The organism is Candidatus Flexicrinis affinis, assembly GCA_016716525.1.
GTDB classification, from domain to species: domain Bacteria; phylum Chloroflexota; class Anaerolineae; order Aggregatilineales; family Phototrophicaceae; genus Flexicrinis; species Flexicrinis affinis.
This window is the reverse complement of record JADJWE010000002.1, coordinates 118769-129658: the sequence shown is the minus strand read 5'-3', so window position 1 is coordinate 129658 and position 10890 is coordinate 118769. Positions and strand designations below refer to the sequence as shown.

Annotated in this window: 10 protein-coding genes; 7 read left to right on the top strand and 3 right to left on the bottom strand. The window is 64.0% G+C overall.

Annotated elements, in window-relative coordinates; translation table 11 throughout:
• Positions 1-13 precede the first annotated feature (13 nt).
• The 3 genes from IPM16_09750 (at position 14) to IPM16_09740 (ending at position 4198) form a co-directional block, all read left to right on the top strand.
• Entirely contained in the window at positions 14-2242 is a 2229-nt protein-coding gene (locus IPM16_09750; GenBank protein ID MBK9123386.1) for a hypothetical protein, read from the top strand.
• Between the two features lie 71 nt (positions 2243-2313).
• Positions 2314-2772, top strand: coding sequence for a nucleoside-diphosphate kinase (ndk, locus tag IPM16_09745; GenBank protein ID MBK9123385.1), 459 nt, complete (start codon positions 2314-2316; stop codon positions 2770-2772).
• 133 nt (positions 2773-2905) lie between these two features.
• A complete protein-coding gene (locus tag IPM16_09740; protein MBK9123384.1) occupies positions 2906-4198 on the top strand; it encodes an FAD-dependent monooxygenase in 1293 nt (430 codons plus the stop codon).
• Here the strand turns inward: IPM16_09740 and IPM16_09735 are convergent.
• Together IPM16_09735 and IPM16_09730 are read right to left on the bottom strand one after the other, a co-directional pair.
• A complete protein-coding gene (locus IPM16_09735) occupies positions 4195-5562 on the bottom strand; it encodes a hypothetical protein (GenBank protein ID MBK9123383.1) in 1368 nt (455 codons plus the stop codon). The genes IPM16_09740 and IPM16_09735 overlap by 4 nt on opposite strands.
• 15 nt (positions 5563-5577) lie before the next feature.
• Positions 5578-6957, bottom strand: a complete 1380-nt coding sequence (locus IPM16_09730) for a M20/M25/M40 family metallo-hydrolase (protein ID MBK9123382.1) — start codon at positions 6955-6957, stop codon at positions 5578-5580.
• A gap of 171 nt (positions 6958-7128) precedes the next feature.
• On the opposite strand from IPM16_09730, the gene IPM16_09725 reads away from it, so the two are divergent.
• From IPM16_09725 to IPM16_09710, 4 genes are all read left to right on the top strand, one after another.
• Complete coding sequence (locus IPM16_09725) at positions 7129-7431, top strand: zinc ribbon domain-containing protein (GenBank protein ID MBK9123381.1); 303 nt, start codon at positions 7129-7131, stop codon at positions 7429-7431.
• Entirely contained in the window at positions 7424-8680 is a 1257-nt protein-coding gene (locus IPM16_09720; protein MBK9123380.1) for an oligosaccharide flippase family protein, read from the top strand. The genes IPM16_09725 and IPM16_09720 overlap by 8 nt, the downstream gene beginning before the upstream one ends.
• A gap of 126 nt (positions 8681-8806) precedes the next feature.
• Entirely contained in the window at positions 8807-9577 is a 771-nt protein-coding gene (locus IPM16_09715; protein MBK9123379.1) for a glucose 1-dehydrogenase, read from the top strand.
• An 8-nt stretch (positions 9578-9585) separates the two neighbouring features.
• Positions 9586-10056 (top strand): hypothetical protein, encoded by a 471-nt coding sequence (locus IPM16_09710; protein MBK9123378.1) that lies wholly within the window; start codon positions 9586-9588, stop codon positions 10054-10056.
• A gap of 4 nt (positions 10057-10060) precedes the next feature.
• Here the strand turns inward: IPM16_09710 and IPM16_09705 are convergent, their stop codons facing one another.
• Complete coding sequence (locus IPM16_09705; GenBank protein ID MBK9123377.1) at positions 10061-10846, bottom strand: SDR family oxidoreductase; 786 nt, start codon at positions 10844-10846, stop codon at positions 10061-10063.
• Between the last annotated feature and the right edge of the window lie 44 nt (positions 10847-10890).

Genomic DNA, 10890 nt, shown 5'->3' with positions numbered 1-10890 from the left:
AGAGGAACGTTTGATGGAGAACATGCCGGATTTCGACTCCATGACGCCAGAGGAGATGATGGCGTGGATGGAGGCCCTCGCCAAGCGGCAAGGCGCGACCGAAGGCCTGACCACGTCGGCCGATATGGACGTCCCTGAAATCGACCCGAGTTCAGTCGAAATTGACGAACCGGGCTATATCCCGTATGGCATGGATCCGGAGGTGTGGGCACAGAAGAAAGCGGTCGAGGACGAAGCTCGGGCGGCCCGGATCGCTGCGATGCGCTCCGAAACGAAGGGGGCGCCCGAGCCGCAGGCCGAACACGAACCCGAGCTCGAACCCGAGTCGGACGCGACCAATCCGCTGCAGTTCCTTGCTGAACTGAGCGGCGTGTCGGAAGCTGACGAGTTCGAGCTGCCCGACGCGATCGGTGAGGACGCCGTCGAAACAGCACCCGAAGCTGACGACATTCTGGCGTCGCTGAGCGGTATCTCCGACGCAGGTCAGATCGCCGAGGACTGGATGCCGGACCTTGAGGCTGCACCAGACCTCGGTGCATTGGATTCGCTGGATTTCGGTAGTCTGGAAGGATTGGACGACTTCGAACCTGCCGCCGCCGACGATCAGCTTGAGTGGCTCGAAAGTCTTGTCAGCGAGCCGGAAGTCGACGAACCCGAGGCCCTGAAGGAAGACCTCGAATTTGGCATCGAGGGTCAGGCCGACGCGTTCGAAGAGATGGATGAGGAGATGCTGCTGGAAGACTCCGACATCCTCGAAGACTCGGCGGTATCGGCGGTATTGAACGACTCGATGGACTGGCTGTCAGACTTCGCCGACACGCAGTCGATGGAAAGATTGGCCGAGCAAGCCGCCGCCAGCAAGGAAGTGCTGGATGCCAGCGACGACCTCGATGCGTTCTTCGACCGCATCGGCGACGATGATCTCGGTGTACGTGAGGATGACGAGCCGAGCGATGTCGACGTAGCGGCGGGGATTGCCGTGCGCTCGGCACTGCCGACGATCGAAGTGCCGGGACTCGGCGACGTTAGCGATGCGCTGGAGACCGGAGCGGATGTACCTCCTGAAGACGTAGAAGCGTGGATGGGGTCGCTGCTCGATCAAGGTATTCAGCGCGAAGACGTCGTTGACGAGGACGAAGAGGCGGCCGAGGCGCTCGATGACGAGGCCGTGCTTGTACAGGAAGATCTGCCGAGCTGGCTGGTTGAACAGGTCGGTCCTCCGCCGACCGACGCCGAGTTGGCCGAGACTGGCGATCTGCCGGATTGGCTCACGGCGCCGGTCAGTGACGAGCAAAGCGCCGAGTTCGAAGAGATGTTCAACCAGATGTCGGCACAGCCGGCCGCCGAAGAAGCGCCCGAGCTCGACTTCAGCGATATCGAGGTTGTACCGCTCGACACCGGCGCGATCCGCGTACAAATGGATGATCCGTGGGTCGAAGCGTTCGAATTGGAACGCGAAGAGCGACTGACCGATACGGGGCGCTTGGCGGCATGGTACGACTCTGCAGCGCACGAAGTCGAGGCCGCGCGCGCCGCGACCGAGCCGGTGTCGTCGGCTGAAGTAGATGAGCCTGAGTCCGTCGAAATGCCAGCAGTTCAGTTGGAAACAGCGGACCTGCCTGTCGAGGACGAGCTGCCACCGGGAGAACCGCAGTCGATTCCGAGCTGGATGGAGCATGAGTCAACGATTGACGAAGGCGCGGCGATGTCGACCGCGATGCCGACACCGGTCAATCTCGAGGACGAACTGCCGGATTGGTTGAAACAGGCGCAGCTAGAGTCCGACGAAGTCGGGACTGTGCCATCGTGGCTGTCCGAGTCGCTCAGCACGGAAGAGTACAAGATTCTCAATCCTGAACCGTCGGCTGACGCAGCGCCGGCCGAGCCGTCCCCGATCATCGCGCCGGCCCCGAGCACGGCGGCCCCGCGCCGCAGCGAACCAACCCGCCCGGCGGCCGAACGACTTGCGGCGATCCCGCTGTCAGAGGCAGCCAACGTCATCAATCAGGCGCGCGCCAGCCTTAAACTCGGCGACGTCAACGCGATGCTCGACTCGTACGATCGGCTGATCCGCTCAGAGGTTGCACTGGAAGAAGTCGAGATCGATGTCGAGCGGGTGACGCGCGATCCTGTCCACAAGACCAACCCGGCAGTGCTGCGCGTGTACGGCGACGTACTGTTGCGCCGTGGCAAGCTGCAGCAGGCGCTCGACACTTACCGCGCCGCGCTCAACCTGCTATAATCTCACCATTAGGAACCCGAACGCAAACGGGCTGAACAGGCCCGTTTGTTATGTCTGATACAGGAGTCATCATGGTTGAGCGTACCCTAATTCTGGTCAAGCCCGACGGCGTGCAGCGCGGCTTGATCGGCGAAGTGATCAGCCGTTTCGAACGCCGCGGCCTGAAGCTGGTCGGCATGAAGTTCATGCAGGCGACCGAGGCGATCCTCGAGAAGCACTATGTCGCGCACATCAAAAAGCCGTTCTATCCCGGGTTGGTGACTTACCTCATGTCCGGGCCGATCGTTGCCATGGTGTGGGAAGGCTTGGATGCAATCAAGGCATGCCGTCTAACGATCGGCGACACACATGCTAACGAGGCTCCTGCCGGGACGATTCGCGGGGATCTCGCAATCCACATCAGTCGCAACATCGTTCATGGTTCGGCGGACGCAGATGACGCCGCGCGCGAAGTCCCGATCTGGTTCAGCGATGCCGAGCTGATCAGCTACGAACGCGCCACGGACCAGTGGATCTGCCGGCCTGACTAAGCCCGTGAGACACTCACGCATTCAGCGGCCTGCGATTCTCGCGGGCCGCTTTCTATTTCGCTGCAGTTCATCTGCGCTTCAGCGATTGATGCTACGCTTGGCGGCATGACCAAGAAAGATCGTGAGGCTAAACGTGCGTCCTGATTACGATGTGATCATTGTCGGTGGGCGACCTGCGGGATCGACGTTGGCGGCGCGTTTAGGCAGGCAAGGGCTGCGCGTGCTTCTCTTGGAGCGTGCCGCGTTTCCAAGTCTTCCAGCGGTAAGCTGTCCGCTGATCAACGCATCCACGCTTGAAATGCTTGACGAGATTGGTGCAGACGAGTCGGCCTACGCGGCCGGTACGCCGCGCATTGCCCGCATGGTACAGTCGCTTGGCGCAGGCGTGACGATCCCCTTTGAACTTCCCGAATATGCAGGACGCCGTTATGCCTATGCCGTCGACCGCGCGCGCTTCGATGCGGCGCTGTGGGACACGGCGACGGCGATGCCCACCGTCGACGGGCGCACGGGCTGGTCGGTGACCGACGTCATCGTGGAAGACGGTCGCGCGTATGGTGTGATCGCAACCGCGCCGGACAGGACGACTCACCGCATTATCGCCACGCTGACGATCGGCGCCGACGGACGCTACAGCACAGTGGCGCGCAAGATGAACGCCGCCGAACGTCTGCGCCACGACGAGCATCCGACCTCCATCCTCTACGCGTACTGGCGCGGCACGGCGCCGTTCGACGACGGCAGCGCCGTCGCGGCCGCGTACGGCGGCGAGCCGGGAATCGGCTACCTGTTGATGGACAGTGCTGACGGTACCTGCGGCGTCGTTGTCGAAGGTCGATCTGACATCTTTGAGGCACAGGAAGACAGCGGCGAGGCGTTGTATCTACGGTTCCTGAAACAGCAGCCTGACGTTTGGCGCCGTGTTCAAGGCGCCGAGAGGGTCACGTCCGTGCGCGGCATCAAGCGCATCGGCAATCTTTACCGGCAGGCCGGCGGGCCGGGATGGGCGCTGGTCGGCGATGCGCTGGTGCAGCAGGACCCGCTGGACGGGCAGGGCATCTACAACGCGGTGTACACGGCAAAAGCGCTGAGCTGGGCGATCCGTAAGTGGCGAGATGGCGAGATGGATTGGGTGCACGCGCTCGAATGGTACGACGAGACGGTGCAAATTCGCACGTACAGCATGTATCGCCAGTTGCTCGACCGCGTTCAAGCCAGCCTGTATACCACGATACCGCAGCCGATGACCGACCTGATGGCGCGTTGGATGGGCGACGACCCGATTCTGAAACAGGTCATGGGCCGCTACATCACGCGTCAGGTGCCGGCTGAGGCGGTGCGCCTGCTCACGCCGGGCTTGATGGCCGCAGCGGTCGTGCGCGGCGCAGTGCGCGATGGCCTACGGCGCTTGCGCGGTTCCGCTTAGCTGGCGCGCAGCCAGGTCCCGTCGCGCCAGTAGTAGTACACCGACTCCTCGCGTGCGTCTGCGCCCTCGCCGACAATCACGGAGGCGATCAGCGCAGGTGAGCCGTCTGGAGCGGTCACGGCTTGCGCCAGCCGCACGTCGACCGGCTGTGACGGATCGATGCGCTGTTCGGTCGCGCGACTTTGCAGCTCTTCGATGTACAGGCGCGACACGCTCGGGTCACCGCGCGCCACCAGCGATGCTTCTAGCACGATGCGGTACCGAATGAAGTCACGCCAGTCGATCTCGCCGCTGTTTGGGCCGGTCGTGCCCATTGCGTCGAGGAGCACTTGCAGTGACGAGTCCGGCGATAGCGCGCGCAGCATTTGGCCGAGCGCAGGCGTTCCACGCTGGGCAGCAAGGCTGGCGATCGGCGAGCTCTCCGCCTCGTAGCCGGCGTACCGCGCGACGAGCCACTGGCGTACACCATTGGCGATGTAACCCGCATCCGTAGCCGGATCGTACGGTTGGCTGGTCGCCAGCGAGACCGCGACAAGCCGCGTCGCGATCGCGTCCGCGACGCTGACCAGCAGCGCGCCGCTGAATGGCACCGCCGATGACGCGCCGCCGACATAGGGAGACGGTACGAGAAGCCGCCACGGCTGTTGGGCATCCCACTGCGTCGTCAGGTAGAAGTCGGGCCGGATGTCGAGCGTGATGTGCGGTAGGTCGCCACACTCGAGGATCGGGCCGCACGTGCTCGAAATCCACGACTCGATCCGCACGCCCATCGTCTGCGCGAGCGCGGCGTCCACCGTGCGGTGCGCGATGGTGACGAGGGTACCGCGCAGCTCGGTCGGTTCGCCCCAGAACGTCAGGTCGGAGGGCACATGCCGCCAGCCGTCGTCGTAGCGCCAGTAGAACCACGCCTGTGTGATGGCAACGCCATTGCGAACCCAATCAACCAGCACGCGGCCGCGCGTGCCGTCGACATCGATGGAGCGCACGGCCCCATCGAGCTGTACTGTACCTTTGGTCTTCTCGATCTGCACATCATCGAAGAGCGCGCGCTGCTCGGCTAGCCACTCTTCGGACGCGCTGCGCTGGATGCTGCTGAACGCGTTCCAGTCGCCGATACGCATCGCAGCAAATTCGGCCTCGACGGTGTCGCGCAGCAGTGATTCGATGTAGGCGTTGGCCTCGTTCAACCGCCACGTGACGACCAGCGCGAGCACGCCGAATACGATCGCTGTGCCGGTGAACACCAGCAGAAACTTGGCGCGAGCCGCAGCCCGCTTGCGCTTAAGCGCGGGGTCTTCCGTGGCGACGTATGCGGACTTGCCCGCCGACGCCGAATCGGACTCCCAATCTAGGCGTATGCCCATGAGGCGTGCTCCATACTACGGGACGACGACCTCGGGCGACAGCGGCCCCATGATCCCGTTCTCGTTGATCGCGGCGACGGCGATACTACGATATCGATCGGCTGTGAAACAGTCGCAGTCGTAGACCGTTATCTCCGGGCTGGAAGGGAACTGCTGCTCAAACGTCACATCGTTTGGAAAACGGAGTGCGACTACGTAACCCGTCGCGCCTTCGACCCTTTCCCAGACAAGCCGCCGCGTTCCATCGTCGTTGTCACGCAACACAACTGTCTCGGGGTAGGGTAGGCCGTCTGCCAGCGCCAGCACCATCGTGGTCAACGTTCGGACGCTCTTGCGCAGATACTCCGGCTCGACGTATTGAACCCAGTCGCGTCCTTCGCGGTTAACGTTGTCCTCTAGCGCCTCGATGATGCGGACGGCGGGGATGCCGGCTTCACTGAACGAGAAGTGGTCGCCAAAGCGGCCTTCGCGGTCGATGTCCTCGACGAAGATCAGCTTGAGGTCGGTGCTGTGGTTATCGGTGATGAAGTCGATCATGCGCGCCATGTCGCGCGAGGGCGACGTGTCCGGCCCGGCGCTGAAGATACGCAGTTCACGGTCGTTGACGTTGCCGAAGCGGTCGTTGGTACTGCCCACCGTGTCGATGTTGATCATCACCCGCACGGGGATGTTGTAGAACCTGATGTAGTCGCGCACGAACGCTTTGCTGCCCTGCCGATCGACTTCTTCTGCCGAGAAAAGGACGAGAATGATCGTGCTGCGCGGGCGCAGTTGGCTCAGGACATGCGCCATCTCCAACACGGCGGCAACGCCTGATCCGTTGTCATCCGCCCCCGGCGCAACGCCGGTCGCGTCGGTCAAGTCGTCGGTGCGGCTGTCGTAATGCGCCCCAATGACAATGGCCGGTGTGTTCGGCAGCGTGCCGTTGATGATGCCGACGATGTTGCGCTGGTCAGTGGTCTGCCCGTTGAACGTCGCGCGAAACGGATGCGTAAACGCCTGCAGGTTCCCGCGTGACTGATCCTGAATCTTGAGGAACTCGCCGTACAGCCAATTGGCTGCTGCCCCGATTCCCTCCGTTGCCGAAGACTGGGTGCTGTTGACATGACGCGTCTTGAAGTTCTGCAGCGTTGTGATCGTATTGAGCAGGCTGTTGGCCGTCACCTGATTGAGCAGCGTGTAGAGCTGGGCGCCGGAAATCTGCGAGATCGGCGTCGGGGCCGGCGTGCCGCCAACCTGCGGAATCTGCGTGCTGTAGCCCAGCGTCGGCAGCGGCTGATCGGTGATCTGCGGGCGCGGCTGTATAGTTGCCGGGCCGGCGTCATCGGTCATGCCGAGATTGCAGCCTGCCAGCGCCACCACCAGCAGCAAGCATAGGGTGAAGAGTCGTTTCATCGATGCTCAGTCGTTCAGCGTACAGCGCGGATTCTATCATTGTATGCGCAGAACGTCAGGTGACGTTGCCAAATCGTCACATGATCGGCGATTGACCGTCGCGTCGGCCCGTTTCAGGTATAATTGCGCAACACACTTGCAGCACCCGAAACACCCGTGGAGGTGATGCGAATGCCCTTGTACGACTACCGCTGCCCGGACTGCGGGCATCTGTTCGAAGCGCATCACGCGATGAACGCGGACGCGCCGCCGTGCCCCAAATGCGGATTTGCCGCGCCGGTCAAGCGCATCACGACCGTGCCGGCGGTGGCCGGGGGCATGGCGACCAACGCCGGCGATTCGCGCGGCGCATCCAAGGAACAACTTAGGAGCAAGTGGGCCGAAGAGACGCCCAAGCTGCGCCAGAAGCTCAGCGACAAACTGGGGGAAGATGTCGTGCGCAAGAACGCACCCTCGCTGTTCGACAATGACTGAGGCCGCGCCGCGCAGCTTGCGCGGGTCGATCGCGACCCTGATGAGCAGCAACGTGCTGGGCGCGATTCTCGCGTTCGGCCTGTCCGTATTGATCGGACGTGCGGTTGGCGAGGCGGGCTTGGGTGTCTACGCGGCGTCGGTCGCGTGGGTGTTCCCGCTGGGCCTGCTGGTCGACGCCGGCGTCGGCACGCTGATCAGCCGCGATCTGGCATATCGGAACGACCCGCCGACCCGCGCCTACTTGGCGGCGGGCCTGCGCGTGCGCCTGATCGTCGGACTGCCACTGATCGCTGCCGTACTTCTGGCCGCGCCAGTACTGGCCGGCAGCGAGGCGGTCGCGCGCGGCATCGCGATTTCGACCCCGCTGATCGTCATCAACCCGCTGGTGTCGTCGTTTACTGCGGTGTTTCGTTCGCAGCGCCGGATGCGCCCCGCGGCCGCGCTCAACGTTGGCATGTTGACCGCGCAGGTCGTCCTGACCGCGATCGTATTCGGCTCCGGGTATGGGGTCGAGACGGCGCTGTGGGTCAACACGCTCACGAGCGCCGCCCAGCTCGCCGCCGGGTATGCGATCTGGCGGGTGGCGTTCGCAGAAGCGCCGACCGGTGAGGTTGTGCCGACCCGCGAGCTGCTCATCCGCGCGCTGCCGTTCGCCATCGCCGCGGTGATCGCCGCGCTGCAGATGCGCGTGAACCTGCTGATCCTCGAACAGCAGGTATCGCAGGAGGCGGCGGGGAGTTACGCGGCCTCGGCACGTTTCATCGAAGCCGGCCGATTGGTGCCGCAGGCGGCCTTCGACGCGCTTCTGCCGTTCCTGACTTTGATGGCGGCCGAACCGGCACGCTTCCAGCAGATGTTCCGTTGGGCGCGCCGCGGGCTGATCGCGTACGGATTGTCGTTCGGTGCGCTGGTATGGCTGCTTGCCTATGTGCTGATCGGCGCGTTCTTCGGCGAACAGTTCGACGACTCGGCCGAGGTGCTGCGCATCCTCGCGTGGTCGCTGCTGCCGATGTCGCTCAAATACCTGCGCGGGCTGTACTGGTACGCCCACAAGCGCGAGGACTGGGTGAACACCGTGTCGCTGCTGGCGTTGGCCGGGCAGGGAGTTGCGGCCATCGTGCTGATTCCGGTCTACGGGCCGATGGGCGCGGCCTGGGTCGCGCTGGTCAGCGAGTCGATCGCGGCGGCGGTGCTGTGGTTCGCCGTGCCCAAGATGCCCCAATCCGAACCGACCGACGTGCCCGCCTGAACGAATGCAAGGCACTTGGCCTCGCCCGGGCATATTAGGCGGAACGCTTGGTCTGCAATGGCGTTGCGTCGGTTGAAACTCGCCCGCTGCTGTCGGATAATCGCAACCGGCAGAGGAGAGTGCGTTATGACTGAGTTGTTTGATGTTACAGGCAAGGTCGCGATCGTCACCGGCGCGTCGCGCGGGATCGGGCAGGCGATCGCCACGCGGTACGCCCAGGCCGGCATGAAGGTCGCGCTGGTCAGCCGCAAGCAGGATGCGCTCGACGCTGTCGCCGAGACGTTGCGCGCAAACGGCGGCGACGTGCTGCCGATCGCGGCGCACAACGGCGATAAAGCCGCGCTGATCGCGATGGTCGAGGCTGTTGCCGCGCACTATGGCGGCGTGGACGTGCTGGTCAACAACGCCGCGACCAACCCGCATTTCGGTACGCTTCTCGACGCGCCCGACTCGATGTGGCATAAGACGCTGGAAGTCAACATCATGGGACCGGTATGGCTGGCGCAGGCCGTCGTGCCGATGATGCGTCAGCGTGGCGGAGGGAAGATCATCAACGTCGCCTCGGTCAACGGCTTGCGACCGGGCACGATGCAGGGCATTTACAGCGCGACCAAAGCGGCGGTCATCAACCTCACGCAGACATTGGCGATGGAACTCGCGACGGACAACATTCAGGTGAACGCGATCGCGCCCGGCCTGATCAAGACCAAGTTCGCCGAGGCGCTGTGGTCGAACCCCGACATCCTCGAGGCCGTCACGTCGCGCACGCCCGCACGCCGGATCGGCGAGCCGGACGAGATCGCCGGCATGGCGTTGTACCTCGCGTCGCCCGCTTCGAGCTACACGACCGGGCAGGTCATGGTGGTTGACGGCGGCGTGACGATTCCGATGCTGTAGGACCGAACGTGCGCTACACCCTGTACAGCGAGCGCCCGATCGCCGAGTGCGTCAAGGCGCTGAACGAACGCATCGCCCAACCCGGCACCGCGTCGCGTCTCAAAATCGACGGCAAGGCGGAGAAATCCGGTACATTCACGTTGGGCATGAGGGCGCCGGTCGCACTCGGATTCCAGCGCCAGACGTGGATCGAAGGCCAGATCGTGCGCGAAGGCGGGCAGACGATCATCTATGGCAGCGCCCCGGACGGATTAAGCCCGCAGCGCCAGCGCCAACTGCTGATCGCGACGCCGATCGTGGCCGCGTTCTTGACGCTCACCGGCGCGCCGATCCCTGCCGTCGTGGTGGCTGGCCTGCTGGTGTTCCTCTGGCTGATCCTGCGCGGCGACTACTACAACGGCGACCGTTTGCTGCTGGAGCTGGAACGGCAGTGCAAGGCGTCTCCCAAGCCACCCAAAAAGCCCAACGGGAAGAAGTAGCGCGTTACTTGTATTGGCGCGCCGCGAAGCGCGCGATCAGGTCCGGCACAAGACGGTTGGCGAGGACGATCAGGCGGTCGATCAAGCGCGGGTTGACGATGTCGGCGTGCCGGTCGAGCACGGCGCGTACGATCGCAGCAGCGGCGAACTCCGGCGTCATCTCGGGGATGAACCCTGCCGACGTGCGTTTGCCGCCCCCGAGCCGCCGGGTATTGAATTCGGTGGCAACCCGCCCGAGCCGTACCTCGATCAGGCGGATGCCGTGCGCGCGCAGCTCATGGCGCATCGAGCGCGAAAGGCTGGCGACGAAGGCTTTGCTCGCCGCATAAACGGCGGCGAACGGGGACACCAGATTCCACACGATCGACGAGATAATGACGACATGCCCGCCGTGCTGGCGCAGGTGTGGCACCCCGGCGCGGACCGTATGCAGCGCGCCGTCGATGTCCGTCCGCAGCACGGTTTCGAGATCGTCCCATTCGGCGTCGATGGTGCTGCCGCGGTGGCCGATCCCGGCATTGGCGACGACGACATCCAACCGGCCAAATGCGGCGACTGCTGCTTCGACGGCGGCAAGGACCGACGCTCGATCGCGGACATCGCACGCCAGCGGCAGAAATTGCCCGCCAGCCGCCGCGATTCGCTGCGCGAGATCGTCAAGCCGGGCGGCATCGCGCGAGGTGCCGGCGACCGCGCATCCGCGCGCCGCAAACGCCAGCGCTAACGCCTCCCCGACACCGCTCGACGCGCCGGTGATGAACACAATCTTCCGATCGACCGCTTCGGTCATCCGACAAGCTCCCGTGTGCGATTTGTGCATTCTACCGTATGAAG

Bases quoted from the DNA above. Each gene is read 5' to 3' on its own strand.
- IPM16_09750 (MBK9123386.1), top strand. From the start codon at position 14: ATGGAGAACATGCCGGATTTCGACTCCATGACGCCAGAGGAGATGATG.
- ndk (MBK9123385.1), top strand. From the start codon at position 2,314: ATGGTTGAGCGTACCCTAATTCTGGTCAAGCCCGACGGCGTGCAGCGC.
- IPM16_09735 (MBK9123383.1), bottom strand. From the start codon at position 5,562: ATGGGCATACGCCTAGATTGGGAGTCCGATTCGGCGTCGGCGGGCAAG.
- IPM16_09730 (MBK9123382.1), bottom strand. From the start codon at position 6,957: ATGAAACGACTCTTCACCCTATGCTTGCTGCTGGTGGTGGCGCTGGCA.
- IPM16_09725 (MBK9123381.1), top strand. From the start codon at position 7,129: ATGCCCTTGTACGACTACCGCTGCCCGGACTGCGGGCATCTGTTCGAA.
- IPM16_09720 (MBK9123380.1), top strand. From the start codon at position 7,424: ATGACTGAGGCCGCGCCGCGCAGCTTGCGCGGGTCGATCGCGACCCTG.
- IPM16_09715 (MBK9123379.1), top strand. From the start codon at position 8,807: ATGACTGAGTTGTTTGATGTTACAGGCAAGGTCGCGATCGTCACCGGC.
- IPM16_09705 (MBK9123377.1), bottom strand. From the start codon at position 10,846: ATGACCGAAGCGGTCGATCGGAAGATTGTGTTCATCACCGGCGCGTCG.